General features: G+C 60.8%; 26 protein-coding genes and 1 tRNA gene. 16 read left to right on the forward strand and 11 right to left on the reverse strand.

Going from position 1 to position 24,035, the window contains the following annotated elements; genetic code table 11:
* Positions 1 to 9: 9 nt before the first annotated feature.
* Entirely contained in the window at positions 10 to 207 is a 198-nt protein-coding gene (locus SynRS9902_RS05060; protein WP_041435023.1) for an RNA-binding S4 domain-containing protein, read from the reverse strand.
* 39 nt (positions 208 to 246) lie between these two features.
* On the opposite strand from SynRS9902_RS05060, the gene SynRS9902_RS05065 reads away from it, so the two are divergent.
* Both SynRS9902_RS05065 and SynRS9902_RS05070 read left to right on the forward strand, forming a co-directional pair.
* Positions 247 to 1,992: an ABC transporter ATP-binding protein gene (locus SynRS9902_RS05065; RefSeq protein WP_186510209.1), complete on the forward strand. Its 1,746-nt coding sequence runs from the start codon at positions 247 to 249 to the stop codon at positions 1,990 to 1,992.
* Positions 1,993 to 2,041: 49 nt separating this feature from the next.
* Positions 2,042 to 2,272, forward strand: a complete 231-nt coding sequence (locus SynRS9902_RS05070; RefSeq protein WP_186510210.1) for a DUF6447 family protein — start codon at positions 2,042 to 2,044, stop codon at positions 2,270 to 2,272.
* A gap of 59 nt (positions 2,273 to 2,331) precedes the next feature.
* Here the strand turns inward: SynRS9902_RS05070 and SynRS9902_RS05075 are convergent, their stop codons facing one another.
* The 3 genes from SynRS9902_RS05075 to carB are packed head-to-tail and all read right to left on the reverse strand — an operon-like array spanning position 2,332 to position 7,765.
* Complete coding sequence (locus tag SynRS9902_RS05075; protein WP_186510530.1) at positions 2,332 to 3,684, reverse strand: sodium:alanine symporter family protein; 1,353 nt, start codon at positions 3,682 to 3,684, stop codon at positions 2,332 to 2,334.
* A gap of 56 nt (positions 3,685 to 3,740) precedes the next feature.
* Positions 3,741 to 4,406, reverse strand: coding sequence for a DUF3386 domain-containing protein (locus SynRS9902_RS05080; RefSeq protein WP_186510211.1), 666 nt, complete (start codon positions 4,404 to 4,406; stop codon positions 3,741 to 3,743).
* Positions 4,407 to 4,441: 35 nt separating this feature from the next.
* Positions 4,442 to 7,765: a carbamoyl-phosphate synthase large subunit gene (carB, locus tag SynRS9902_RS05085; protein WP_186510212.1), complete on the reverse strand. Its 3,324-nt coding sequence runs from the start codon at positions 7,763 to 7,765 to the stop codon at positions 4,442 to 4,444.
* Positions 7,766 to 7,869: 104 nt separating this feature from the next.
* On the opposite strand from carB, the gene SynRS9902_RS05090 reads away from it, so the two are divergent.
* The 6 genes from SynRS9902_RS05090 to SynRS9902_RS05115 all read left to right on the forward strand — a co-directional run bounded on the left by SynRS9902_RS05090 (position 7,870) and on the right by SynRS9902_RS05115 (position 12,170).
* Entirely contained in the window at positions 7,870 to 8,505 is a 636-nt protein-coding gene (locus tag SynRS9902_RS05090; protein ID WP_186510213.1) for a DUF3318 domain-containing protein, read from the forward strand.
* Positions 8,498 to 8,854, forward strand: coding sequence for a ribosome silencing factor (rsfS, locus tag SynRS9902_RS05095; RefSeq protein ID WP_038554011.1), 357 nt, complete (start codon positions 8,498 to 8,500; stop codon positions 8,852 to 8,854). The genes SynRS9902_RS05090 and rsfS overlap by 8 nt, the downstream gene beginning before the upstream one ends.
* An 11-nt stretch (positions 8,855 to 8,865) precedes the next feature.
* Positions 8,866 to 9,360 carry a CGLD27 family protein gene (locus SynRS9902_RS05100; protein WP_186510214.1) on the forward strand — a complete coding sequence of 165 codons (495 nt, stop codon included), beginning with the start codon at positions 8,866 to 8,868 and terminating at the stop codon, positions 9,358 to 9,360.
* A gap of 16 nt (positions 9,361 to 9,376) precedes the next feature.
* On the forward strand, positions 9,377 to 10,345 hold the full coding sequence (locus tag SynRS9902_RS05105; RefSeq protein ID WP_186510215.1) for an asparaginase: 969 nt from the start codon (positions 9,377 to 9,379) through the stop codon (positions 10,343 to 10,345).
* Between the two features lie 45 nt (positions 10,346 to 10,390).
* Positions 10,391 to 10,467: transfer RNA gene (locus SynRS9902_RS05110), tRNA-Met, on the forward strand.
* A 59-nt stretch (positions 10,468 to 10,526) separates the two neighbouring features.
* The gene (locus SynRS9902_RS05115; protein ID WP_186510216.1) at positions 10,527 to 12,170 is read left to right on the forward strand and encodes a GMC oxidoreductase; all 1,644 of its coding nucleotides are present in this window, start codon (positions 10,527 to 10,529) and stop codon (positions 12,168 to 12,170) included.
* Here SynRS9902_RS05115 and SynRS9902_RS05120 read toward each other — a convergent pair.
* Positions 12,151 to 12,417, reverse strand: a complete 267-nt coding sequence (locus SynRS9902_RS05120; RefSeq protein WP_186510531.1) for a DUF2811 domain-containing protein — start codon at positions 12,415 to 12,417, stop codon at positions 12,151 to 12,153. The genes SynRS9902_RS05115 and SynRS9902_RS05120 overlap by 20 nt on opposite strands.
* 405 nt (positions 12,418 to 12,822) lie before the next feature.
* The gene (locus tag SynRS9902_RS05125; RefSeq protein WP_186510217.1) at positions 12,823 to 13,920 is read right to left on the reverse strand and encodes a sirohydrochlorin chelatase; all 1,098 of its coding nucleotides are present in this window, start codon (positions 13,918 to 13,920) and stop codon (positions 12,823 to 12,825) included.
* Here SynRS9902_RS05125 and SynRS9902_RS05130 point away from each other — a divergent pair.
* Together SynRS9902_RS05130 and SynRS9902_RS05135 are read left to right on the forward strand one after the other, a co-directional pair.
* On the forward strand, positions 13,861 to 15,174 hold the full coding sequence (locus SynRS9902_RS05130) for an FAD-binding oxidoreductase (RefSeq protein ID WP_255446211.1): 1,314 nt from the start codon (positions 13,861 to 13,863) through the stop codon (positions 15,172 to 15,174). The two genes, SynRS9902_RS05125 and SynRS9902_RS05130, sit on opposite strands and share 60 nt — an antisense overlap.
* Before the next feature lie 30 nt (positions 15,175 to 15,204).
* Entirely contained in the window at positions 15,205 to 16,767 is a 1,563-nt protein-coding gene (locus SynRS9902_RS05135) for a SulP family inorganic anion transporter (protein ID WP_186510218.1), read from the forward strand.
* Here SynRS9902_RS05135 and SynRS9902_RS05140 read toward each other — a convergent pair.
* Complete coding sequence (locus tag SynRS9902_RS05140; protein ID WP_186510219.1) at positions 16,746 to 17,069, reverse strand: hypothetical protein; 324 nt, start codon at positions 17,067 to 17,069, stop codon at positions 16,746 to 16,748. The genes SynRS9902_RS05135 and SynRS9902_RS05140 overlap by 22 nt on opposite strands.
* A 90-nt stretch (positions 17,070 to 17,159) precedes the next feature.
* Here SynRS9902_RS05140 and SynRS9902_RS05145 point away from each other — a divergent pair, with 90 nt between their 5' ends.
* The 4 genes from SynRS9902_RS05145 to SynRS9902_RS05160 are packed head-to-tail and all read left to right on the forward strand — an operon-like array spanning position 17,160 to position 20,825.
* A complete protein-coding gene (locus SynRS9902_RS05145; protein ID WP_186510533.1) occupies positions 17,160 to 18,221 on the forward strand; it encodes an amino acid ABC transporter substrate-binding protein in 1,062 nt (353 codons plus the stop codon).
* Positions 18,221 to 19,111, forward strand: a complete 891-nt coding sequence (locus tag SynRS9902_RS05150; protein ID WP_186510220.1) for an ABC transporter permease subunit — start codon at positions 18,221 to 18,223, stop codon at positions 19,109 to 19,111. The genes SynRS9902_RS05145 and SynRS9902_RS05150 overlap by 1 nt, the downstream gene beginning before the upstream one ends.
* Positions 19,111 to 20,085: an amino acid ABC transporter permease gene (locus tag SynRS9902_RS05155; protein ID WP_186510221.1), complete on the forward strand. Its 975-nt coding sequence runs from the start codon at positions 19,111 to 19,113 to the stop codon at positions 20,083 to 20,085. The genes SynRS9902_RS05150 and SynRS9902_RS05155 overlap by 1 nt, the downstream gene beginning before the upstream one ends.
* Entirely contained in the window at positions 20,082 to 20,825 is a 744-nt protein-coding gene (locus SynRS9902_RS05160; protein WP_186510222.1) for an amino acid ABC transporter ATP-binding protein, read from the forward strand. Before SynRS9902_RS05155 ends, SynRS9902_RS05160 begins: the two co-directional genes overlap by 4 nt.
* Positions 20,826 to 20,852: 27 nt before the next feature.
* Here the strand turns inward: SynRS9902_RS05160 and SynRS9902_RS05165 are convergent, their stop codons facing one another.
* From SynRS9902_RS05165 to SynRS9902_RS05175, 3 genes are all read right to left on the reverse strand, one after another.
* Positions 20,853 to 21,185: a hypothetical protein gene (locus SynRS9902_RS05165; protein WP_186510223.1), complete on the reverse strand. Its 333-nt coding sequence runs from the start codon at positions 21,183 to 21,185 to the stop codon at positions 20,853 to 20,855.
* Positions 21,186 to 21,284: 99 nt separating this feature from the next.
* Complete coding sequence (locus tag SynRS9902_RS05170; protein WP_186510224.1) at positions 21,285 to 21,674, reverse strand: AbrB family transcriptional regulator; 390 nt, start codon at positions 21,672 to 21,674, stop codon at positions 21,285 to 21,287.
* Positions 21,675 to 21,872: 198 nt separating this feature from the next.
* Positions 21,873 to 22,058 (reverse strand): hypothetical protein, encoded by a 186-nt coding sequence (locus SynRS9902_RS05175; protein WP_186510225.1) that lies wholly within the window; start codon positions 22,056 to 22,058, stop codon positions 21,873 to 21,875.
* 88 nt (positions 22,059 to 22,146) lie between these two features.
* Here SynRS9902_RS05175 and SynRS9902_RS05180 point away from each other — a divergent pair, with 88 nt between their 5' ends.
* A complete protein-coding gene (locus SynRS9902_RS05180; protein ID WP_186510226.1) occupies positions 22,147 to 23,061 on the forward strand; it encodes an AEC family transporter in 915 nt (304 codons plus the stop codon).
* Here the strand turns inward: SynRS9902_RS05180 and SynRS9902_RS05185 are convergent.
* Positions 23,052 to 23,636 (reverse strand): alpha-ketoglutarate-dependent dioxygenase AlkB, encoded by a 585-nt coding sequence (locus tag SynRS9902_RS05185; RefSeq protein ID WP_186510227.1) that lies wholly within the window; start codon positions 23,634 to 23,636, stop codon positions 23,052 to 23,054. The two genes, SynRS9902_RS05180 and SynRS9902_RS05185, sit on opposite strands and share 10 nt — an antisense overlap.
* Before the next feature lie 59 nt (positions 23,637 to 23,695).
* Between SynRS9902_RS05185 and SynRS9902_RS05190 the strand changes: the two genes are divergently transcribed.
* Positions 23,696 to 24,013, forward strand: coding sequence for a hypothetical protein (locus SynRS9902_RS05190; RefSeq protein WP_186510228.1), 318 nt, complete (start codon positions 23,696 to 23,698; stop codon positions 24,011 to 24,013).
* The last annotated feature ends 22 nt before the right edge of the window (positions 24,014 to 24,035 follow it).

The following is a 24,035-nucleotide window of genomic DNA, read 5'->3' on the forward strand; positions in this document are numbered from 1 at the left end:
GCAGCCAACTTACGGCCCGGTCGCGTTTTCATCCCCGACAACGGACTCCTCACCAGCAAGCACAACCCGATCTCCCGGGGAAAGCTGACGGCCCCGCCGGGTTTCAACGCTCCCATTCACCTCCACTTCACCCATCTGGATGCGTTGCTTCGCTTCACCGCCGGTGGAGACCCAACCCTTCCATTTCAGGAACTGATCCAGCTTCATTGGGCAGAGTTTTGAGCTCACCATTGATACTGTGCCGCGATGCTGACCCCATCCCAGGCCGGATTCCGCCGGCTGCTGCCGTTGCTTCGCCCTCATCTGCGGGAACTGCTCTGGGGGGGCTGCTGCATGGTGTTTTACGTCGGCAGCTTTCCGCTGCTCGTTCAGCTGGCCGGGGACTTGTTTCCCGCGCTTGGCTCGGGTGATTTGGCTCGCGTGCTTCAGCTGATCGGGCTGGCGTTGCTGATCTTTGCTGTTCAGAAGATCGCTCAATTCGGTCAGGACTCGCTTCTTGCCGGGCCTGCATTGCTGGTGAGCCAGGACTTACGGCGTGATCTGTTCCGCCGCCTGCAGACCGTGGAGCTGGGGGCACTGGAGAAGCTCTCGGCCGGTGATCTCACCTACCGCTTCACCGAAGACGCCGATCGCGTCAGCGAGGTGCTGTACAAGACCATTCACGACACGGTCCCCAGCGTTCTTCAGCTCGTTGCGGTGCTGGGGATGATGCTCTGGCTCGACTGGAAACTGACGCTGGCCATCCTTTTGCTGGCGCCGGTGATCGTCTGGCTGATCAGCCTGTTTGGTGCTCGCGTGATGGCGGCCACGGAACGCAGTCAGAAAAAGGTGAGCGAACTGGCCGGTCTGCTGGGTGAGGCCATCGAAGGTTTGCCCCTGGTGCGTGCTTTTGCAGCCGAACCCTGGCTGCAGGACCGTTTCGAGACGGAAATCGATCAACACCGGCAGGCCCGCCACCGCACCTACAGCCTTGTGGCGCTCCAGCATCCGGTGGTTGGCATCATCGAGGTGGTGGGTCTGTTTGCCGTTCTGGCCCTTGGAGCCTGGCGAATCCAGAGTGGTGATCTGAGTATTGCCGGCCTGAGCAGCTACCTGACAGGGCTGATCGTGCTGATCGATCCCATTGCCCACGTCACCAACAACTTCAACGAATTTCAGCAGGGGCAGGCGTCGCTGCGACGTCTGCGGGAGATCGAGCGAGAGCCTCAGGAGGCTGCGGATCCAGCTGATGCGCAAGCCATCGGTGCACTTCAGGGTGATCTGGTCTTTGACCAGGTGAGCTTCGGCTATGACCCAGCCCAGCCGGTGTTGCGTCAGCTGAATCTGCGGGTGGATGCGGGCCAGGTGCTGGCCATCGTTGGCCCTTCCGGTGCGGGTAAAAGCACCCTGCTGTCGCTTCTGCTCCGGTTCAATACGGCGCAACAGGGCGAGATCCGTCTCGACGGCACCGACATCAGCTTGATGCGCGCCCGTGAGCTGCGTCAGCAGGTGGCTTTGGTTCCACAGCGCACAACCGTGTTTTCAGGAACCATTGCCGAAGCGATTCGGTTCGGCCGTCGTGCGACGGATGACGAGGTGCGCGATGCGGCGCGCTTGGCCAATGCGGATGATTTCATCCGTGCCTTGCCCGATGGGTATGACACCCAGCTCGAAGAACGGGGAACCAATGTTTCCGGTGGCCAACTGCAGCGGATTGCCATTGCCCGGGCGGTGCTTGGCAACCCAGCGCTGTTGCTGCTGGATGAAGCCACCAGTGCCCTTGATGCTGAAGCCGAGGCTGCGGTGCAACTCGGCCTGAAGCAGGCGATGAAGGGACGAACGGTGTTGGTGATCGCCCATCGTCTGGCCACGGTGCAGGAGGCCGATCGCATTGTGGTTCTTGAAAAAGGTGCGGTTGTCGATCGAGGAACCCACGACGAGTTGATGCAGCGTGGTGGGCGATATCGCGAATTGTGCGAACGACAGTTCATTCGAGATCGGCAAAAGTCCTGAATCCCTCTACGATCTGGCCGCTGGTTCTACGTAATCCCGGCAACGAACGATGACTGACTCCGCAGCCAACAACCCCGTCTTGACCTTTGAGGGCAAGCGCTACGACCTCAATACGCTTCCCGATGAGCTCAAGGAGCTCGTGCGTGGCATGCAGGTTGCTGATGCTCAACTGCGGATGCATGAAGACACCCTCAAGGTTCTGGCGGTGGGTCGTCAGAGCCTCGCCATGCAGCTCAATGAAAAGCTCAAGTCCGTGACGCCGTTGCCTGATCAGGGTTGATTGACTGCCAATAAAAAAGGGGGCTGTTACGCCCCCTTTTTTATTACCGGTCGTTCTGCTCACTCGCTGAAGCTGTAGGCCTTGGTGAGTTTGAACACGGTTCCGGACAGCAGGATCAAGGCCACAAGGTTGGGCAGAGCCATCAGGCCATTGAGGGTGTCGGCAATCGACCAGATCACTCCGCGGTCGCCGGCGACAGCACCAATCACGACCACAGCCACCCAAGTCAGACGAAAGGGCAGCACGGCGGAATCACCGAACAGGTAGGTGGTGCAGCGTTCGCCATAGAAGCTCCAACCGAGAATGGTTGTGAAGGCAAAGATCACCAGTCCCAGGGTGACCACCACGCCGCTGCCGGCGATGCCGGTGTTGAAGGCAGCGATGGAAAGGTCTGCGCCGCTGAGCTTGTCGCCGGCTGCATCGAGGATCAGATTGGCTTTGGTGGTGATGATCACCAGGGCGGTCATCGTGCAGATGATCAGGGTGTCGATGAAGGTGCCCAGCATGGCCACCGTGCCCTGACGAACGGGATCGTCGGTTTTGGCAGCTGCGTGAGCGATTGGAGCGCTGCCCAGGCCCGCTTCATTGGAGAAGATGCCCCGTTTGAAGCCCATCAGCACCACCTGACCGAGGGCCCCACCGGCTGCGGCTTGGCCGGAGAAGGCGTTGGAGAAAATCGTGCCGAAAGCTTCAGGCACGCTGCCCAGATTGGCCAGCAACACGAGAAGGCAGGCAGCGACGTAGAGGATCGACATCAACGGAACAATGGCGGAGGCCGCCTGGGCGATGCGTTTGATGCCCCCGATCACAACAGCGAAGACCAGGGCTGCCAAAACGACTCCGGTCGCCAGCTTCGGGATGCCGATCAGGCTCAAGGCAGACGACACCTCAAAAGCCTGAACCCCATTGCCGATGCCGAATCCCGCCAACATGCCGAAGAGGGCAAACAGGCCCGCCATCCAGCTCCAGCCGCTGCCGAGTCCGTTGCGGATGTAATACATCGGCCCACCCACGTGGTTGCCGTCGCCATCGGTTTCGCGGAACTGAACCGCGAGCACCGCTTCGGCGTACTTGGTTGCGATGCCGAAGATCGCGATGATCCACATCCAAAAGACGGCACCGGGCCCACCAACGGCGATGGCTCCGGCAACACCGGCTATGTTCCCCGTGCCGATCGTGGCCGACAACGACGTCATCAGGGCTTGAAAGGGACTGATCTCCCCTTCTGTTTGTGTTCCAGCCGGCCGCAGCATCATCGAGATGCCATAGCCCAGCCGTTGCAGGGGCATGAACCGAAGGCCCACCATCAGAAGAATGCCCGTCGCGGCAATCAAAAGGACGGTGGGCCATCCCCAGACGATGCTGTTGATCGGGCCATTGATGGCCTGAATGGTCGACTCGACTCCGCCCATGCCTTTCAACAGGTTTGGGCGGATGGTCTCATAGCCGGCTTGCACCGGCAATCAACTCAGAGCGATTCGAGATCTTCAAAACGGAAGGTCTGACTTCCGGCGGGGGTATCGCCATGGGCCTCGGTGGTCACAACCCGCTCGGTCAGCACCCATGGACCATCTCCAGGAAGAGCAGCGAAGCTGTCTTTGAAGCTGCTGCGGCCGCCCCGGGCTTCTCCCGTTGCCGGGTCGGCGTACTGACTGGTGTAGGTGTGGCTGAGGTAGCCCGCACCCGTGTCGGTGACATCGGTGGTGTAGATCGTCACGACGGTGCCGTGGATGTGGCGATGAACCATGGTCACCACGTCATCTTTGATGCGGTATTTGTCCCCGGCTCCCTTGCCGCCGACGAGCACTTCGGTTCCCACTTCGTTGGTGTCTCCCGCGGTGAAGGTGTTCTCACCGTGGGTCTGCTCGAAGCTGCGACGCACACGATGGATCGCGACTTCCCAGAGCTGGGAATTCACCGCCTTGAGGATCTCTTCGTTTTCAATGCCGTCCACCTTGGCTTTGAGATCGGCACCGATCTCAAAGGTGCCCTCGACCCGTTGATCGCCCTGCTGCCAGATGCAGCGGCCGCGATAGCCGGAGAATCCAGGCGCCCAGGTGTAGCGGTTCTCGTAGGCGCGACGGAAGTCATCACGCAGGTCGCTTCCAGGCTTAACGGGAACGGAGGCTGTCACAGCGTTGAAGTGGCTCTCGCAACCCTACCGGTGGCCTAAGGCTGCATGGCGTGCACGTCCTGCAGGGCATGGATGCTGAGCCTCGGCTCTTGCTGGAGCGCTGAGATCGCCTCCACCGCTGCCCGTGCTCCAGCGAGGGTCGTCACCGTTGGAACGGCGTAATCGAGCGCTGCCCGACGCAGGTACTTGTCGTCATGGGCGGCTTGGCGGCCAATCGGTGTGTTGATCACCAACTGCACCTGATTGGAGCGGATCTGATCCTCGATGTTGGGGCGCCCCTCGTGCACCTTGAGCACCGATTGCACCTTCAATCCCGCGTTGGCGAGCGCCTGAGCCGTGCCTGATGTGGCCGTCACATCGAACCCGAGTTCGATCAGACGAGCGGCGATGGGCACCAGCGCCTGTTTGTCGCGGTCGTGGGTGGAGAGGAAAACCGTCCCCTGGGTGGGCAGCGCTTCTCCAGCGCCGAGCTCAGCCTTGGCATAGGCCATGCCGAAACTGTCGGCGGAACCCATTACCTCTCCCGTGGAGCGCATTTCCGGCCCCAGTACCGTGTCGGCCCCCGGGAAGCGCCGGAACGGCAGCACCGCCTCCTTGATCGACTGAAGCGGCGGCTTCGGCTCGCTGGTCATGCCGATGTCGGCCAGGATTTCGCCCGCCATCAGTCGGGTTGCCAGGCGAGCGAGAGGTTGACCTGTGGCCTTGGCGACGAAGGGGACCGTTCTGGAGGCGCGGGGGTTGGCTTCGATGATGTAAACCACTTCCGAGCCATCGGTGTTGCGCTGCACGGCGAACTGAAGGTTGATCAGACCCCGCACCTCGAGCGTTTGCGCCAGGGAGCCACTCCACTCGCGAATCGTGTTCAGTGCCGCCTCGCCGAGGGAAACCGCGGGCAGGCAGCAGGCTGAGTCGCCGGAATGGATTCCCGCCGGTTCGATGTGCTCCATCAGACCACCGACGATCACAGCACCGGTGTGATCGCAGAGGGCGTCCACGTCCACCTCAACGGCGTTTTCGAGGTACTGGTCAATCAGCACCGGATGGTCGGGCTCCACCTGTACGGCTTCGCGCATGTAGCGGTTGAGTTCCTCTTCGTCGAACACCACTTCCATGGCCCGTCCGCCCAGGACGTAGGAGGGACGCACGACGACCGGGTAGCCCACTCGTGTGGCCACGGCCCGTGCTTCCTCCTCGCTGCGTGCCAAGCCGTTGCGGGGTTGGCGGATGTTCAGATCGCGGAGGATGGCTTCGAACTGCTCGCGGTCTTCGGCCCGGTCGATTGATTCAGGGGAGGTGCCCCAGATGCTGGTGCCCGTGGCGCGCCCCTCATCGCTGTCCAGCCAGCGCAGCAGAGGAATGGCGAGTTTCAAAGGCGTTTGTCCACCGAATTGGACCACCACGCCATCAGGACGCTCCGCTTCGATCACATTGAGAACGTCCTCCAGGGTGAGCGGTTCGAAGTAGAGGCTGTCGCTGGTGTCGTAATCGGTGGACACCGTTTCTGGATTGCTGTTCACCATCACCGTGGTGATGCCTTGATCCTGCCCGGCAAAGGAGGCATGGCAGCAGCAGTAGTCGAATTCGATGCCTTGTCCGATCCGGTTGGGTCCACCGCCGAGGATCATCATCTTGCGGCCGTCCTCACGACGACTCACCTCGGACGAGGCGGGAAGGGGCTTGAGGGATCCGTCGGCTTGCAGGGTCTGCAAGGGACGCTCGTAGGTCGAGTAGTGATAGGGAGTGGAGGAAGCGAACTCCGCTGCGCAGGTGTCGACGGTTTTGAAGACGGCGCGAACATCGAGCTGATCGCGCCGCTGACGCACCGACAATTCGTCGCTTTTGGTGTGCCAGGCGATCTGTCGGTCTGAAAAACCCAGCTGCTTGGCCTCAAACAAGCTGTCGGCATCCAGCTGATCCAGGCTTTTGCCCTTGATCAGCCTGGCCTCCGCCTCAATGATCCGCCGCAGTTTGGCCAGGAACCAGGGGTCAATCCTGCTGATCCGATGAATCTCCTCATCGCTGCGTCCGCGCACCATCGCCGTTCGCACGCTGAGGATGCGCTCCGGAGAGGGGGTCCTCAGCTGACGATCCAGCTCAGCATCCGTGAGTTCCGGTTCCTCCCGGTCGCCTCCCCAGCCCGAGAACCCTGTTTCCAGGGAACGCATGGCTTTCTGGAACGACTCTTCGAAACAACGGCCGATGGCCATCGCTTCGCCCACCGATTTCATTGAGGTGGTGAGCACCGCTGGACTGCCTCGGAATTTTTCAAAGGCGAAGCGCGGAATCTTGGTGACGACGTAATCGATCGTCGGTTCGAAGCAGGCAGGGGTCTTGCCGGTGATGTCGTTGAGGATTTCGTCGAGGGTGTAACCGACGGCGAGGCGAGCGGCGATCTTGGCGATCGGGAAGCCGGTGGCCTTGCTGGCCAAGGCCGACGATCGGCTCACCCTGGGATTCATCTCGATCACCACAACGTCGCCGTTGTCGGGATTGATCGCGAACTGGATGTTGCTGCCGCCCGTCGCGACACCGATCTCCCGAATGATGGCGATCGATTGGTCCCGCAACCGTTGGTATTCCCGGTCCGTGAGGGTCTGGGCTGGAGCCACCGTGATCGAATCCCCGGTGTGCACCCCCATGGGGTCGAGGTTTTCGATGCTGCAGACGATCACGACGTTGTCCGCCAGATCACGCATCACCTCAAGCTCGAATTCCTTCCAGCCCAGAAGCGATTGCTCGATCAGAATCTGAGACACCGGACTCGCTTCAAGCCCGCTCTTGCAGATTGCTGCGTATTCCTCGGGGTTGTAGGCAATGCCCCCGCCACTTCCCCCCAGCGTGAAGGCGGGCCGGATTATCCGGGGGAAGCTTCCGATCGCGGCCCCGACGGCTTCAGCTTCTTCTTGAGATGAGGCGATGCCCGAAGGGCAGACCTTCACCCCGATGCGCTCCATGGCCTGCTTGAACAGCAGACGGTCTTCCGCCTTCTGGATCGCTTTGAGATCGGCACCGATCAACTCAACTCCAAAGCGATCGAGGGTGCCGTTTTCCGCCAGGGTGACCGCCAGGTTGAGGGCGGTCTGCCCCCCCATGGTCGGCAGCAGAGCATCCGGGCGCTCCTGCTCGATCACCCGTGTCACCACGTCCGGCGTGAGCGGCTCGATGTAGGTGCGATCGGCCATTTCCGGGTCGGTCATGATCGACGCCGGATTGGAGTTGATCAGGATGACTTCATATCCCTCGGCTCTAAGGGCCTTGCAGGCCTGGGTTCCGGAGTAATCGAACTCACAGGCCTGGCCGATCACGATCGGACCAGATCCCAGCAGGAGAATGCGACGCAGATCAGACCGCCTCGGCATGGGAAATCGTCCTTGGCCAAACAGATCAAGCCTCTCACGCGGCCTCGCCCCAACTGGGGGACTTGGCCTCGCTACGGTGAAGGGAGATCAGCACCAGAGTTGCAATGAGTGAGCTCCAGCGCCTGAAGGGGCTGCTGCCACCGGAAATGCAGAGCTGGGTGTTTGTGGAATCAGCTGCTGCAGTCGATCCTCCATTGATCACCCTTGAGGAAATCGGCCGGGATGAAGTGGAGATCCAGGTGGATCTCGACGAATGGGATGCCCTGGCGTTGGATCACCGCAATTTGCTGTTTTGGCATGAAGTTGGTCGGATCCAGAACGACACGATTCCCCGGGACGGTTGGGAGATGGCTGCTCTGGCCATCGGCCTCGGAGGTGCCATCGGTGAATTGTGGGTTCAGGACGGCCTGCTGCTGTTGATGGCCCTCGGGCTTTCCGGCTTTGCGGGGTATCGGCTTTACCTGAAGAACAATTCCGAAAAACGCCTGCAGGACGCCATCAGTGCTGACGAGCGTGCGATTGATCTGGCCTGCCGATTTGGCTACAGCGTTCCGAACGCTTATCGCAGTCTTGGCGGCGCGTTGAAGGAGCTGGTCGAAAAGACCCGCAAGAAGAGCCGCCGCAGCTACTACGAAGACCGGCTTGAGGCGCTGCGCAAGAGTGCCAGCAAGGCCAGAGCTGAAATGGCCCAACAGGAGGGCTCACGCAGCTCCGTTACCAGTGAGAACGTTTATGGATAGCGAAAAGCTTGCTGAACTGGTGGCCGATGCTTGCGATGACCGCAAGGCCACCGACATCCGTCTGATTCGTGTGGATGAGGTGTCCAGCCTGGCGGATTGGATGGTGATCGCCGGCGGCCAGTCCGACGTTCAGGTGCGTGCCATTGCCCGGTCGGTTGAAGACCGCCTGGAAACTGAGGCTGACCTGCTTCCCTTGCGCAAGGAAGGGTTGAATGAGGGGCGCTGGGCGCTTCTTGATTACGGCGATGTGATCGTTCACGTGCTGATGCCCGATGAGCGCGGTTACTACGACCTTGAGGCGTTCTGGAGTCACGGCGAAAGCCGAACCTTCTTACCGTCGGTGAAGTAACCGCTTGATCCATGCCAGAAGCGGTGTCCTGCCCCGTTCCACCGGAGCAGCGGCCTCTTGAGGAGTTTCAACAGCTCTGCGAGTCATGGTTTTTCTCCTGGCCAGCGGGTCAGGAACCTCGCCTGAGCCAACGCCTTGTGGGCTTCTGGTTGCTGATGCTGCCGGTGTGCAGCCTGATCGCCAGTGGGAGCTGGACCCTGAAGCAGGATCCGCCCCGGCTCCTGGCTGCAGCCGCCGTGGCTGCTCTTGTGCTGCCCCTGCTGTTGCTGGTGCGGCAATGGCTGGGCTGGACCTACGTCATGCAGCGGCTTTTGCGTGAGTCCGTCGACTACGAGGAATCCGGCTGGTACGACGGGCAGACCTGGGAAAAGCCTCTGTCCTGGCGGGAACGCGACCTTCTGGTGGCCCGGCATGAGGTTCGTCCGATCCTGGGTCGTCTGGGACGGGCCATGGCCACCTCAGCGGGTTTGATGCTGGCCGGTGCCAGTCTCTGTCAGGCTCTCTGAACCAATCGGGGTTCCGATGACTTTGCCCTCGGGCTTCAGCCCTGCAGCCCGGACCGGGTCAGCCCCCCTTGAGGTCTGCTTGCGGCGCGGATCGATCACTGAATCGGTGCATCGCGTTCATGCCGTGGTCTGTGATGGCCGAGGACGGGTGTTGATGTCGGCAGGAAATCCCGGCATGGAAAGCTTCATTCGTTCGGCACTGAAGCCTTTTCAGGCCCTGCCGTTTCTCAGCAGTGGCACCGCCGACCAGCTGGATGTTGATGAACGGGGCATCGCCATCAGTTGCGCGTCCCATGCGGGCACCAATGCTCACGCCCGGGAAGCCTTCCGGTTGCTCTGGAAAGCGGAGTTGGACAGCGCATCACTTCAATGCCCTGTGCCGAATTGGGCCGACAGTCCGCTTCAGCACAACTGTTCCGGCAAGCACGCTGCCTTCCTGGCCACCAGCCGAAAGATGGGCTGGCCGATCGAGACCTATCTCCAGCAAGACCACCCGCTGCAGGTCGAAGTGAACCGCAGGGTCGCTGAACTGATCGGCTTGCCTGCTGAGGAATTGGTTGCCGAACGGGATGACTGTGGCGCTCCCACCCTGGTATTGCAGTTGGCCCAGATGGCCTTGCTCTATGCCCATCTCGGTGCTTCACAACATGCCGAACTCGAGCAGATCAGTCGGGCGATGCTGAGTCATCCCGACCTTGTGGCCGGTGAAGGTCGTTTCGACACCGAGCTGATGCGGCGCAGCCACGGTCAGGTCTTGAGCAAGGGCGGTGCAGAGGGCATTCAATGCCTCAGCCGTGTTGGTGAAGGTCTTGGAGTAGCCATCAAGGTCGAAGACGGCTCCCGTCGTGCCAAGCAAGCGGTTGCCCTGCACCTCTTGCGTCAGCTCGAGTGGCTCACACCCATGGGGCTTGATGAGCTCGATGAGCAGGTGCTGGTCGTGAACCCGAGCGTCAAGCTCAGCGTGTCCGGTGCCTTTCAGTCGTGACTTTGCTGTCACCTGCGACACCGACATGTATGATTTCTAGGCCGTCGCGGGGTAGAGCAGTCTGGTAGCTCGTCGGGCTCATAACCCGAAGGTCGGGAGTTCAAATCTCCCCCCCGCCACCAATTCTGATTGAATCAACAATCTCCCTCTTGGGAGATTTTTTTTTGTCTGTCGTACCTCCATGAGCAGTCGCTCCATGAACTGCGATGGCCCCTGGGACGCCATTGTTGTTGGCTCGGGAGCGAGTGGCGGCGTGGCCGCCATGACCCTGGCTGAAGCAGGAGCGCGAGTGCTTGTGGTGGAGGCAGGACCTGACCTCAACAGCACGCAGGCCTTCGGGGCTGAACCGGGAAATCTGCTGCGCCGGATCGTGGGCCTGACCAGCGGCAGCCATCGCCAGCAGTCCCAGCATCCCGGCTACTGGAAAGCCAACCCTCGTCTGTATGCCGACGAGCGTCTGCATCCCTATGAGCACCCGGCGGATCAGCCGTTTCTGTGGACGCGAGGCCTGCAGGTTGGCGGCCGCAGTCTCACCTGGGGTGGTATCACCCTGCGTCTCTCGGATGAGGATCTGGGCGGTGTGGATGTGGAGGGTGAACAGGTCCGTTGGCCGTTACGCAGCGGTGAGCTGACACCGCACTACGCCGAACTGGAGCGCTGGCTGGGCGTTCATGGTGGGCGCGATGGTTTGCAGCATCTGCCGGACGGTGAAACGCAACCGGCTCTGGCGGCGACGCCCGCGGAACAGCGTTTTGCTGAAGCTGTGCGGCAACGGTTGGGCTATCCCGTGATTCCCTCAAGGGGGTTTGGTCCGGCGCCGAAGGGGGAGGATCCCACCTGGCCCCGCTCCAGCAGTCGTGGCAGCAGCCTTCCTCGCGCCATGGCTACAGGACGCACCCAGCTGCTCTCTGCGCATCTGGTGGAGCATCTCTTGATGGATGCCGCCGGAGACAAAGCCATTGGTGTGGTTGCCGTTGACCAATCCAATGGCAACCGCAGGGAGTTGAAGGCGGATCTCGTCGTCCTGGCTGCTTCCACGATTCAGACCGTCTCCATCCTGTTGCGCTCCCGTCGTGGCGAACAGAGCAACGGTTTGGATGACCCTTCCGGACGACTGGGCACACGCTTGATGGACCATGTCTCCACATCGCAGTTTTTTGCCTTCCCCGAGCCTGTTCAGGGGGAACAGCCCATGCTCACGGGTGCTGGAAGTTTTTTCGTTCCGTTTGGCCGACACCTGCCATCGGCTGATTTTCAGGGCGGCTATGGCCTCTGGGGTGGCATTGGACGGTTTGATCCGCCGCGATGGTTACGGCGTCGCCCTTCAAGCATCACCGGGTTCCTGATAGGTCACGGCGAAGTTCTTCCCAGGGCTGATAACAGGGTGACCCTGAGTGAGCGCACGGATCGCTGGGGCGTGCGTGTTCCCTCGATTGCCTGCCGTTGGAGCAGCAATGAACTGGCCATGGTGAGGCACATGCACGCCTCGATCCAGGCCTGCATTGCCGCCGCCGGAGGCGAAGCCAAATCGATCAAAGACCTCTTTTACCTCCCCTTGGTTGAACCTTTCCTGGAGGGTGCTGTCGCTCTTTCTGAAGGTGCAGCCCCCCCGGGGTATTACATCCATGAGGTGGGAGGGGCTGCGATGGGGGGAAGCGAGACCAGCAGCGTCGTTGATTCCTCCAACCGTCTTTGGCGTGCGCCCAACGTTCTTGTGGTGGATGGCGCCTGTTGGCCGACGTCGGCCTGGCAGAGCCCAACGCTCACGATGATGGCCTTGAGCCGTCGGGCCTGCCTGCTGGCCCTCAGTGGTCGGGGCGGATGAACAGATCGTCGAGATAGCGCTCGGTCACGGCGCGGTCGTCACAGCCGTTCTGAAACAGGAAGTGGGCAAGAGCAGAACTCATCACGCGGTATTGGTCCCAGGTGGGGTGCTCCCCGATGAAATCCTTCATGCCTCGATAGAGCACCTCGGGAATTTCCGTCTCAAGACTCACGTAGCTGGCTTTTGAAGCAGTCCCGCGCTCCGTGGTTCCCATTTCATGGCATCGCTCGAGGTGATTTCGATTCATTCCGTCCAGCTTGTCCCTGTCCAACGCCCACCAAGAAAGCCACATCACCGGCGCTTGCGTCAAAGCCGTCGCCATTTGTTGAATTGCGGCTGAGACGAGATGAGACAGCAGTCTGTGACTGGGTTTGGGAGTGCGGGAATTGACGAGGTGCGGTTGCTTTAGGCCGAATAGACGGTCTGTCAACCCGGTGGTGCGATTCCCTCGGAAATTCACAGGTTGACCGTTACAGCCGGCGAGCCAACTTCAGCCTGTGGAAAACGACGTTTTTTTATGTGGAAAAAGGGGTGAAACCTGGCGAAGCAATTTTGATAAGAAAACCTGATCTTTGCTCCGTCGCTGCCGTCGCTTTCGAGAACCGTGTCATTGGCGACAAGCCAGCTGCAGGTTCTCTTTGGATCCATGGAATCAATCCTTAGGGATCCCGTTATTGCGTTTCAACGTGGTAGGTCCAAGCGGATGGTCGGCATGGGGGTACGGGGGGTGATGGTGGTCGTGGTTGTGGTCCGAGCCATGGCTGTGATCTGAAGAGTGGCTGTGGTCATGGCTAATCGGGATGCCGTCGGGTTGGCAGGCACCGGTGCACTCCAGTTCGCAGAGCGTGCAGCTTTCCGCAAGGCCTTCCACATGGTGGTGGTGGCTTTCCTGGGCGCGTCCCACGTCCTGTTCGAAGCCCAGCACCTGGGCGCGGTACTTGCAGAGCGAGCAGTTCATGGCGGTGTCCCCCCGCAACACCTCCTCGACCCGTTCCTTGAAGGTGTCCACCACCAGGGTGTGGTCGCCCAGATAGCCCGCAGAGAGAAACTCCACCTCGGGGTGATCGGCAGCCACCAGCTCGGTGTGTTGGCGGATTCGGCTCACCAGAACCCCTGAAAAGAGGAAATAGGGCACCACCACCACCCGGCGGAAGCCCAGTTTCACGGCGTGACGCAGCCCCGGTTCCACCAGGGGGAAGGTCACGCCCGAATACACCGTTTCTCCCCAGCCGAAACCAAATCCCTCCACCAACAGCCGGGTCACCTTGGCCACGTTGGAGTTGGCGTCTGGATCCGAGGAGCCTCGGCCCACCACCACGAGCAGGGTTTCGGCCAGGGGAACGTCGTGCTTCGCCGCATCCAGGCACTCCTGAACGCGAGCTCCGGCGGCCGACACCATCAACCGGTCCACACCCAGCTCCCGGCCGTAATCGATCGGTAACCCCGTTTCGGCCGTGTACGTGTTCAGAACGGAGGGGATGTCGTTCTTGGCATGCCCGGCTGCAAAAAGCATGGCGGGAATGGCCAGCACCTTGGTGACGCCTTTCTGCCGTAGGGCCTCAAGGCCATCGCGAAGGATGGGGCGGGCAAATTCCAGATAGCCGTGTTCCACCGGCATCGGGGCAAGCCGAGGCCGCAGGGCATCCACCATCTGGGCGAACTCCTCAACGGCCAGTCGGTTGCGACTGCCGTGGCCGCAGATCAGAACGCCAAGACGCTCGTTGCCGGTTTCCGCGTGCTGTTCGGCCAAAAGGTCGCTCTGCTGTTCCAATGGTTTGACGATATCAGTCGCATCGCAATGGATTCAGACCGTCCCGTTTTCTTCAGCGCGCAGGCGGCTGATGCGAGGCGATCCGGTCTGGTCTCCCCTCGACCAGCGGAGTTGGCGGAGTTGGTTCAGAACTGGTCCGGTCCCCGGCCGCTGCGTCTCTGTGGCGGGGGCACCACATCTCGGGCCGCCGTGGCCGACCACTGGACCCTGGATCTGCAAACCCATTTCCAACGTGTGGAGTGGCAACCCGCGGATCAGTCGGTCTGGATTGGCGCGGGCTGCCGCATGGGAGACGTGCTGGAGGCCTTGCTTCCCCACGGCCGAACCGTGGCGGCTGGTTTGTCGGGTCTGCCTGGTCTTGGCTACGTGCTCACGGGTGGCATGGGACCGCTGAGCCGGCAGGTGGGGCTTGCTGTGGATCAAGTGCTCGAGATCCATGGGGTCTGGGGTGATGGCAGCCCCTTTGCCCTATCTCGGGCTGCCGATGCTGGTTCGCTGGAGTGGAGAGGCCTCTGCGGTGCAGCCCCGTTTCTGGGGGTGGTGAGCGCGCTGCGCATGGCCACCCAGCCGCTCCTGCCGCTGTGGGTGGAGCAATGCGTGGTGGCTCCGGATCAACTGCCTAAGCTCATGCTCAGGGCCGAAGCGTCAAACGCCAGCACCAGTCTGCAGTGGCATTGGGAGAGGGCTGACGCGGTGCAGTTGCTCCGGATTGCCGATACCCCCTGGACCGGTGCGCAGAAGATCGAAGGCTTGCACCAGCTCCCACCCTTGCGGGGATCGGCTCCGATGCCTTCGCGATCTCACACGGAGGTGGTTGGCTTACTGGGGCCGGCCGCTGCTGAGCTCTGGAGGGCGTTGATCCCCGACTTATGCCGTTTGCTGCAACATCGTCCCCATCCCTTCTGCAGCCTGGCCTGTCAGCAGCTGGGGGCGGCGACGCAACAGGTTGCCGTGGAGGCCAGCTCGTTCGTGCACCGCACGGCCGAGTGGAAGCCCTGGATCACCGCCGCCTGGACTCCGGGGGATGCCCTGGGCCAGAGGCACAGCCTTGCTTGGTTGGAGGAGGTCTGGCAGGTCCTTCAGTCGGTCTGCCCTGGTGTGCATCTGGCGCAGTTTCATGACCATCTGCCCTTTCATCACAAGGAGTTGGAGGCGGCGTTCGGCCCCTGGTTGCCCGAGTTGCGAAAGCTGAAACAGCGCTTGGATCCAGCAGGCACCCTGCCGACGCTCTGATTTACCGTCGCCCCTAATCGGCATCCTTTGATGGCCAAACGATCCAGCCCAACCCTGGTGAATCAGTGGTTGGCCAACCCCAGCAAAGATCTGCTCTCGGGTCTGGTGGTGGCTTTCGCGATGATTCCCGAGGCCATCGCCTTCTCGGGGATTGCTGGGGTGGACCCCAAAGTGGGCCTGTTCGGAGCCTTCTGCCTGTCGCTGACCATCGCCGTCGTGGGTGGTCGCATGGCCATGATCACCTCAGCCACGGGCTCCACGGCCCTGTTGATGACAGGTCTTGTGGCCACCGGTGAGGCCCGGGGGCCAGGCCTGGGGGTCCAGTACCTGATGGTGGCGGGGTTGGTGACGGGTCTGCTGCAGATCCTCTGGGGGTATCTGCGTCTTGCTTATCAGATGCGCTTTGTCCCCCAAGGGGTGCTGAGCGGCTTCGTTAATGCGCTGGCCTTGCTGATTTTTCAGGCCCAGCTGCCCCAGCTCGGTCTCAACCTTCACGCTGGAGATGGTGACCATGGGGCCTCATCGTTGCTCCCCCACGGCGGCCAGATCCCCGTCGTCTGGGGCTTGGTCCTGCTGGGCCTGGTGATCATCTATGGCCTTCCCCGGATCACCCGGGTGGTGCCTTCACAATTGGTGGCCATCATTGTGTTGACCGCGATCAGCGTGGGATTCAGCTTCGACATCCCCACGGTCAGCAGCCTCGGCACCCTTCCTTCAGGTCTGCCTTCCTTCAGCCTTCCCTTCGGTGAGGGGGGCGTTCCCTTCAGCTTGGACACCCTTGGCTTGGTGCTCCCCACCGCCTTGGCCATCTCCCTTGTGGGTCTGATGGAAACCTTCCTGACCCAGGACATCCTCGACGATAAGACCGACACCACCACCAACAAAAACGTTGAGGCCCGGGGTCAAGGCATCGCCAACATCGTCTCCTCCCTCTTCGGTGGCATGGCCGGCTGTGCCCTGGTGGGTCAGTCCGTGATGAATGTGGACAACGGCGGCCGCACGCGACTGTCCACCCTGTTCTCGGGGGTGAGCCTGCTGGCGATGATCCTGCTGGCCGGGCCCTGGCTCAAGCAGATTCCGATGGCGGCTCTGGTGGCCGTGATGATCAGCATCGCTGTCAGCACCGCTGACATCAATGGTCTGCGCAACCTGCGTCGCATCCCCAAGAGCGACACCTCGGTGATGTTGATGACCTTTGCAGTCACGATGCTCACCACCCCGCACAACCTCGCCCTTGGCGTGTTGGCCGGCGTGGCGCTGGCAGGAATTCTGTTCAGCCGCAAGGTGGCCAAGGTGATTCAGGTGGAGGCTGTCGAGATCAGCGATCAAGAGCGGTTGTACCGGGTGTGGGGGCAGCTGTTTTTTGTGAGCAAGGTGTATTTCCTCCAGGGATTCGATCTTCACGACCATCCAGAGCGCATCACGATTGACCTCTCCCAAGCCCACATCTGGGACCAGAGCGGCGTGGCTGCGCTGGATCAGGTCATTCGCAAGTACCGCAGCGGTGGATCTGTGGTCAGCGTGATTGGCCTGAACGAGGAAAGTCTTGATCTGTTCGAGCGGATCGGCGGTCAGGAATCAGCCCATGCATGAGCCTCAGCTTGGTCTACAAGACAGGCCCTGAGGTCTTGGCGCATCGCCATGAGCCGCTGCTGGATCTGCACGTCCTCAAGGTTGGTCTCTACGTACCGCTCGGTGACGTCGTTGCTGATGCTCATCAACAGGCAAAGGGTTTGAACATCACGTCCGGCCCGTTGCTGAGCACTCTCTAGAAGAAAGCCCAACAGCGCCATTTTGTTGTTGTAAGTACCACGGTCGTGCTCTTCCCACGCGACAGCAGCGGGAGTCGTGCTTCCAGCGATCAGTCCGGCCAAAAGGCAGGCCCAGACCTTCATTGCAGCCAGGCTGATTGCCGTGAACGTAGGTCGGATGTGGGGGATTTGCTCGGGATCTGGGACAATCCCACCCGATCCGTACCAACGCTGATGTTCCGATCCAGTTCGCGTGTTCTGATCGTTGCGTTGGCCGGGTTGTCCTCGTTCCTGGCGTCCTGCGCGTCACTGGACAGTGCAGCTGGCTCGCGTCTGGATCTTGTCAAAGCGCGAGGCGAGTTGCTTTGCGGGGTGAGCGGCAAGATTCCAGGCTTCAGTTTTCTCAGTCCTGATGGGCGTTACACCGGCCTGGATGTCGACATCTGCCGTGCCATGGCTGCTGCTTTCGTTGGTGATGCCGAGAAGGTTCAATACCGGCCCTTAACTGCGCCCGAGCGGTTCACGGCCTTGCGATCGGGTGAGATCGATCTTTTGTCTCGCAACACCACCCACACCCTCAGCCGCGATGCGGTGGGGGGCAATGGTTTGCGCTTTGGGCCTGTGGTGTTCCACGACGGACAGGGCTTGATGGTGAATGCCGCCAGCGGAGTGCGTTCGCTGGCTGACTTAAGCGGCAAGGCTATTTGCGTGGGATCGGGCACCACAACCGAGCAAAACCTCAACGACGCCTTCGCCTCCGAGGGGCTTCCCTACACACCGATCAAATATCAAGATCTCAATCAGGTGGTGGGCGGCTACCTCCAGGGGCGCTGCGCAGCCATGACGTCTGATCGCTCGCAACTGGCGGCGGCACGCTCAGGGTTCAGTGATCCCCAGGCGCATCAGATCCTCGACGACCGGATCAGCAAGGAGCCCCTGGCTCCAGCAGTGGTGGGGGGAGATCAGCCCATGGGTGATGCGATGACCTGGGTGATCAACGCTCTGATCGAAGCCGAGGAACGGGGCATCAGCCAAGCCAATGTGGATGCGGTGGTGAAACAAGCCGCAGCCGATCCCTCCCAGACCGCTCTGCGGCGTTTCCTGGGGGTGGACCCAGGCCTGGGTCGCAAACTCGGACTCGCCGATGACTTTGTCGTTCAGGTGATCCGTGCCACCGGTAATTACGGCGAGATCTACAACCGCCATCTCGGACCGGACAGTGCCGTGGCGATACCCCGGGGGGCGAACCGCCTGGCCGGTGAAGGTGGTTTGATGATTTCCCCACCGTTCACCTGATGCGGCAGCGTCGTCTCCTGGTTCAGGTTGGTGTCGCCGCCCTTCTGATCGGCCTTCTGGCTCTGCTGGTCAACAATCTGGCGGTCAACCTGATTCGGACGGGCTTGGGACTGGGTTTTGGCTGGCTGGGCCGACCCGCTGGTTTTGCTCTGGCGGAAACCGCTCTCCCCTATGCCCCATCCGATAGTTACCTCTGGGCTCTGACCATCGGTTGGCTGAACAGCCTCAAGGTGATCGCGGCTGGCCTGGTCTTGGCCACCGGCCTGGGGGTGGCTGCCGGCGCAGCCCGCGGTAGCAACAACCGTCTGCTGCGCAGCCTGGCCGGAAGCTACGTGGCCTTAATTCGTCAGATTCCTCTGCTGCTGCAGTTGCTGTTCTGGTATTTCGTGGCCTTCCTTGGCCTTCCCTCGGTGCCGATCGGTGGGTTGATCCGGCTTTCGAATCAGGGCATTCAGCTGTTGGGCCTGAACCTCAGCGTTGAATTTTGTGCGGTTCTTGTGGGACTCACGGTGTTCACGGGTGCATCGATTGCCGAGATCGTGCGCGGTGGCATCAACGCGGTGCCGCGGGGCCAGTGGGAGGCCTTCCGCAGCCTTGGGATTGGAGAAGGGCTTGGGCTGCGGCGGATTGTGTTGCCTCAGGCCCTGCCGGCGATTCTTCCTGCGCTCACGAGCCAGTACCTCAATCTCGCCAAGAACAGCACCCTGGCCATTGCCGTGGGCTACGCCGATCTCTATGCCGTCAGTGACACCACCATCACCCAGACCGGCCGCGCCATTGAGGGCTTCCTGCTGCTGTTACTTAGCTTTCTGCTGCTGAATTTGTTGATCAGCGGCGGCATGGCTGCCTTCAACCGTGCCGTGCTGGGTCGTCTGAGCAGGAGCCGCTGATGAACCGTTGGTTGGATCGTGGGATCACCCTGCTGCTGCTGGCTCTGCTCGGATGGGCTGGCTGGTCCATGCTGCATTGGCTGCTGGTGGCAGCCGACTGGTCTGTGGTGACCACCAATCTCCCGCTGTATGCGGTGGGCAGTTTCCCTGCGGATCAACGCTGGCGTCCGTTGCTGTGGATGGCAGCACTGATCACACTGACGCTGCTGACTCTCACTGGTCCGAAGCGTGGCTGGGTTCGCCGTTGGTTGCCGTTGGTCTGGATCGCGATGGCACCGCTGGGGCTCTGGCTGTTGGCCGGAGGTTTGGGTCTGCTGCCGGTGGGGACACGCAGTTGGGGTGGTTTGACGCTCACGCTGCTGCTCACGGGAGGCAGTGGTGCTTTGGCACTTCCGTTGGGGATCCTCCTGGCTCTCGGCCGGCGCAGTGAGCTGCCGGTGCTGCGTTGGAGCAGCGCCGCTTACATCGAGTTGATGCGGGCTGTGCCGTTGATTGCGGTTCTGTTCTTTGGGCAACTGTTGATCCCGTTGTTCCTGCCGCCAGGCCTTGAGATCAATCGGGTTCTGCGGGCGGTTGTGGCCTTCGCCTTGTTTGCAGCGGCCTATATCGCAGAGGATGTTCGCGGTGGATTGCAGGCGACTCCGCCCACCCAGCGGGAGGCTGCAGCCGTGCTGGGGCTGTCGCCACGTCAATCGCTGCAATTGGTGGTGCTGCCGCAGGCGCTGCGGATTGCGCTTCCTTCGCTCACCAACCAGGCGGTGGGTCTGCTGCAAAACACAAGCCTGATGGCGATTCTCGGCTTGGTGGAATTGCTCGGCATCAGCCGCAGCCTCTTGGCGAATCCGGCTTTCATCGGCCGCTATCTGGAGGTCTACCTCTGGCTTGCTGCGGTTTACTGGCTTGCGTGTACCGCCATGGCACTGCTGGCCCGCCACCTGGAAGTTCAGCTTGACCCTGCCCGCTCCGCTTCATGACTGTCGCCATTCGTGCCACTGATCTGGTCAAGAGCTATTCCCAAGGGGTTCGAGCTCTCGATGGCGTCACCCTTGAGGTGAACAGCGGCGAAGTGCTGGTGGTGATGGGGCCTTCCGGCTCCGGCAAGAGCACGCTGATTCGTACGTTCAACGGTCTGGAGTCGCTGGATGGCGGAGCCTTGGATGTGCTCGGGGTTCCCTTGGACGCCACCCATGGGGAACGTCAGGTGCGGGAGATCCGCAAGCGCGTGGGGATGGTGTTTCAGCAGTTCAACCTTTTCCCTCACCTTTCCATCCTCGACAACATCACCCTTGCCCCGATCAAGGTGCAACAGCGTGCCAAGGCGGCTGCCGAGCAGCGGGCGATGGATCTCCTTGACCAGATGGGCATTCGCGAGCAGGCCTACAAGTACCCGGCGCAGCTCAGTGGTGGTCAGCAGCAGCGGGTGGCGATCGCCCGGGCTCTGGCTCTGGATCCTGAGGTGATGCTGTTCGACGAGCCCACCAGTGCCTTGGATCCCGAGCGGGTGAAGGAGGTGTTGGATGCGATGCGCCAGTTGGCCAAAGGCGGCATGACGATGGTTGTGGTCACCCACGAACTGGGTTTTGCCCGTGAGGTGGCGGATCGGGTGATGTTTATGGATCGGGGCCAGGTGGTGGAGACATCGGATCCAGAGAAGTTTTTCAGCAATGCCAGGGAGGAACGCAGCCGCAGATTCCTCAATCAGATGCAGCACTGAATGGTTTGCGCAACCTCGTGCAGGACCTCAGGCTGACTGTCGTTCTCTCCAAGCCTCAGTGGGCTTCCGGTTGTGCTTGTCGTGTGTTGAAGCTTTTCTGACCGTCCGAGGCATCGCCTGTTGCCCCGTCCAATGGAAGTAGGCCGTCACGCTGATCAGCCAAAACGCCACAAAAGCGAGGGTCAACGCCAGTCCGTGCATCCGAAAAAAGGTCAGCACGATATGGATGGACAGGGCGACTGAGCCCCCCAACAGAAAGGTATTGCTCAGGAACGATGCGACGGTTTCCCTGAAGGATTTCAACTCTGCCGCGCCACTTCGGCTCACATTACCGAGCAGCAATTGTGATGCCAGCCCCATCGTGGTTGCGGACGGACCTCTGTTGCTCCATTGCAAAAAAAAACTCCCCACATAGGGGAGGGCTCAAAGGGATTCAGCTGGGGATGATGGATACGTTGATCACTCGTCAACCTGGTCAGCAGCTTCGCTGTGCTCTGCAGCTGCACCCGTAGGGATCAGACGGATGGCTTTCTTGCCCAGCTTGATCTCAAACTCGTCACCGGGTTCCAGGTTCAGCATGGCGGTGTAGGCCTTGCCGATCAAAAGATTGCCATTGCCCTGCACCTTGGCGATGTAGCTCAGCTTGCGACCGCCTTTGCCGATCGCAGCACCACCGCTGCTGAGATTGACGCCCTTGGCCTCGAGCAGAGCCTCGTAGAACGCAGTGAAATTCAGGCGATCACCACCACCTTTCTTGTCAGAGACGTATCCGCAAGCTCTCACCAAATCGGATTTGGAAACATCTCCAAGTTCTTTGACCTTGGCAAGCAGATCGGAACCGGTCAGCATTTTAGATGCGTCTCAATGGATACATAGTTCATAACTGGTTGTCTGGCTGGATGTCAATCAATCGAGCCGATATTGCCCAGGCTCAGTGCTTTGAAAGGCTGGTATCTAGGGATGCGTCTCTGTGGTCTGGTTTTTGAGACTGCTCTGCTGCGATGAAGCCTGACGGGCTGATATGGAGGCCTTCTCAGTGGTTACAACCTAAGGACTCTCTGAGGCTTCACAAACGATCGTGTACTCGACACGATCATCATCAGAGCAGCAAAAATCGCCGTAGTAACGCTCAAGTTCATCGTAGGCAGCGTCGTAGCTGTCGAAGCGCTGCCGTGTCAGCCCATCCTCTGATTGATCACTGCGCACGATGCGATGGCGTGAAGCTGGTTGCATCAGCTTGATCCACGCGGCCGATTGGGATTCAGATTAAGCCTGGGGCTGAGGCATCAGTCATCTCAGGTTTCTAGGGTCGATTGATCTGATGGAGGTGCCAATTCTTCGGTTTTTGCTGGAGCTTGTGCCCTCTCTTCTGATTGGGTTCTGGGCTGGTCGACGCCATGAAACCCTGTCCACTCGCTTGGCTGCACCGCTGGTGCGGTTCGGTGTGCCGATCAGTGTGATGGGCCTGCTGTTGAAGGGTGGCCTCAGCGTCGACATGTTGCAGGCAGCAGGTCTTGCGGTGCTCGCCATGGGCCTTGTTCTGGTGGGGGGCTCGCGCCTGCCGGGATTGGCTGAGTTGGCGTCTCCCACGCTGCGGCTTGGCAGTTGCACCGGAAACACGGCCTATTTCGGGGTTCCTCTCGCCCTGGCTTTCCTTCCCGATGAGGCTCTGCCCATCAGCATTGGCTACGACCTCGGGGCGACTCTGCTGGTCTGGAGCCTGGGACCGCTGCTGATTGGGGGGCAGGTCGATGGATCTCAGCGGTTGCGAGGGTTGCTGAGCAGCGTTGCTGGGAGTCCGGCAACCCGCGGGCTCATCGGCGCTTTGCTGGTTCAGGCGACCCCATGGTCTGCGTCGGTGGCCGATGCGCTGTGGTGGCCTTCACGCTGCGTGATTGTGCTGGCTCTGATGGTGGTGGGCATGCGCCTGGGCAGCATTCATCGCCAGGGCATTGCGCCGGAAGCACGTCCCCTGCAGCTGCTTAAGCCACTGGTGGCCAAGCTGCTGCTCTACCCGTTGCTGCTTTGGCTTCTGGCGTCTCTGCTGCAGTTCAAGCCTTTGATGGTTCAGGCGGTTGCTCTGCAAGGCGCCGCGCCGACGGCAATCTCTCTTTTGCTCATTGCAGAATCAGTGGGTTCTGATCAGGAGCGGGCCGCAGGGCTGGTGTTTTGGAGCACGTTGCTGGCCCTAATTTCAGCGCCTGCATGGGGTGTGCTGCTGCGATCTCAGTTCTGAAAACGGCGAAAGGTGAGGTTGATGCGGGTGCTCTGCACTTTGCGCCGCTGAGGAACACTGTGCATCCATCGGCTCTGACAGCCCGGGTGCATAACCAGAAGGTCACCATCGGCCAATGGCAGAGACATTTTTAGGTGTGCAGTTTTGCGGTGGCGGAGCTGAAAATCCCGCGTTGCCCCGAGTGAAAGGGAGGCAATTGGAGCCCGCTGATCAATTTCCGGTTCGTCATCGGCGTGCCAACCCATGCGGTCATCGCCATGGCGATACCAATTGAGCAGGCATCCGTTGAAGTTGGTCTCACAGGCTTCATTCACCTGGTGCAGCAATGGCTTGAACCATGCAGGCCAGCCATCACCGGTGTGAATGGCACCGCTGTAGCGGTAGTGAATTCCTTCATTGGCAAGAAACACCGTCAGTCGGGGCACCGGGTGGCGCTTCCCATAGACCTGAACCACGGGCTGCTCCCACTGGAGCTGTTGTTCAAGCTGTGTTTGCCAGTGCCTGGCAAGCTCTGGCTTCAGCCAACCCTCATGCAGGGACCAGTCCGTTTCAGCTGCAGCTGGATGGATGGTCATTCGTGACGTCGGATGACGAGGTCGGTTCGATCCCGAGACTGTCCCATACATTCGGTGGCATGGGAGCCCGAATCACCCAAGACGAATTTCTCAAGCGCGCCGTGCAGCGCTTCGGTGATCAATTCGATTACAGCTTGATCCGCTGGCGGAGTTACAAGAGTCCTGTTCAAATCCGTTGCAACGCCCATCCGGTTCAACCGATCACGATCACACCGGAAAAGCATCTGCAAACCCTGGGTGGATGCCGTCATTGCCTTCGCGAGAGACGCATTGCCTCGCTGGAGCGGGAACTCAATCGCAAATCCGCTGAGCGTCCAGAGGCCGTCGCTCAGGAGTCTTCGGCCAATCTGGAACCCACTCCGAAACGACACGGTTAAGGGGTGCTGCTGCAACCAAGCC

It is taken from the genome of Synechococcus sp. RS9902 (genome assembly GCF_014279635.1).
Taxonomy (GTDB): Bacteria; Cyanobacteriota; Cyanobacteriia; order PCC-6307; family Cyanobiaceae; genus Parasynechococcus.

Bases quoted from the DNA above. Each gene is read 5' to 3' on its own strand.
- SynRS9902_RS05190 (WP_186510228.1), top strand. From the start codon at position 23,696: ATGGGAGCCCGAATCACCCAAGACGAATTTCTCAAGCGCGCCGTGCAG.
- SynRS9902_RS05180 (WP_186510226.1), top strand. From the start codon at position 22,147: ATGGAGGTGCCAATTCTTCGGTTTTTGCTGGAGCTTGTGCCCTCTCTT.
- SynRS9902_RS05185 (WP_186510227.1), bottom strand. From the start codon at position 23,636: ATGACCATCCATCCAGCTGCAGCTGAAACGGACTGGTCCCTGCATGAG.
- SynRS9902_RS05150 (WP_186510220.1), top strand. From the start codon at position 18,221: ATGCGGCAGCGTCGTCTCCTGGTTCAGGTTGGTGTCGCCGCCCTTCTG.
- SynRS9902_RS05140 (WP_186510219.1), bottom strand. From the start codon at position 17,069: ATGAAGGTCTGGGCCTGCCTTTTGGCCGGACTGATCGCTGGAAGCACG.
- SynRS9902_RS05165 (WP_186510223.1), bottom strand. From the start codon at position 21,185: ATGGGGCTGGCATCACAATTGCTGCTCGGTAATGTGAGCCGAAGTGGC.
- SynRS9902_RS05175 (WP_186510225.1), bottom strand. From the start codon at position 22,058: ATGCAACCAGCTTCACGCCATCGCATCGTGCGCAGTGATCAATCAGAG.
- SynRS9902_RS05075 (WP_186510530.1), bottom strand. From the start codon at position 3,684: ATGGGCGGAGTCGAGTCGACCATTCAGGCCATCAATGGCCCGATCAAC.
- SynRS9902_RS05170 (WP_186510224.1), bottom strand. From the start codon at position 21,674: ATGCTGACCGGTTCCGATCTGCTTGCCAAGGTCAAAGAACTTGGAGAT.
- SynRS9902_RS05090 (WP_186510213.1), top strand. From the start codon at position 7,870: ATGAGTGAGCTCCAGCGCCTGAAGGGGCTGCTGCCACCGGAAATGCAG.
- carB (WP_186510212.1), bottom strand. From the start codon at position 7,765: ATGCCGAGGCGGTCTGATCTGCGTCGCATTCTCCTGCTGGGATCTGGT.
- SynRS9902_RS05065 (WP_186510209.1), top strand. From the start codon at position 247: ATGCTGACCCCATCCCAGGCCGGATTCCGCCGGCTGCTGCCGTTGCTT.
- rsfS (WP_038554011.1), top strand. From the start codon at position 8,498: ATGGATAGCGAAAAGCTTGCTGAACTGGTGGCCGATGCTTGCGATGAC.
- SynRS9902_RS05145 (WP_186510533.1), top strand. From the start codon at position 17,160: ATGTTCCGATCCAGTTCGCGTGTTCTGATCGTTGCGTTGGCCGGGTTG.
- SynRS9902_RS05135 (WP_186510218.1), top strand. From the start codon at position 15,205: ATGGCCAAACGATCCAGCCCAACCCTGGTGAATCAGTGGTTGGCCAAC.
- SynRS9902_RS05060 (WP_041435023.1), bottom strand. From the start codon at position 207: ATGAAGCTGGATCAGTTCCTGAAATGGAAGGGTTGGGTCTCCACCGGC.
- SynRS9902_RS05155 (WP_186510221.1), top strand. From the start codon at position 19,111: ATGAACCGTTGGTTGGATCGTGGGATCACCCTGCTGCTGCTGGCTCTG.
- SynRS9902_RS05070 (WP_186510210.1), top strand. From the start codon at position 2,042: ATGACTGACTCCGCAGCCAACAACCCCGTCTTGACCTTTGAGGGCAAG.
- SynRS9902_RS05160 (WP_186510222.1), top strand. From the start codon at position 20,082: ATGACTGTCGCCATTCGTGCCACTGATCTGGTCAAGAGCTATTCCCAA.
- SynRS9902_RS05120 (WP_186510531.1), bottom strand. From the start codon at position 12,417: ATGAATCGAAATCACCTCGAGCGATGCCATGAAATGGGAACCACGGAG.
- SynRS9902_RS05115 (WP_186510216.1), top strand. From the start codon at position 10,527: ATGAGCAGTCGCTCCATGAACTGCGATGGCCCCTGGGACGCCATTGTT.
- SynRS9902_RS05105 (WP_186510215.1), top strand. From the start codon at position 9,377: ATGACTTTGCCCTCGGGCTTCAGCCCTGCAGCCCGGACCGGGTCAGCC.
- SynRS9902_RS05100 (WP_186510214.1), top strand. From the start codon at position 8,866: ATGCCAGAAGCGGTGTCCTGCCCCGTTCCACCGGAGCAGCGGCCTCTT.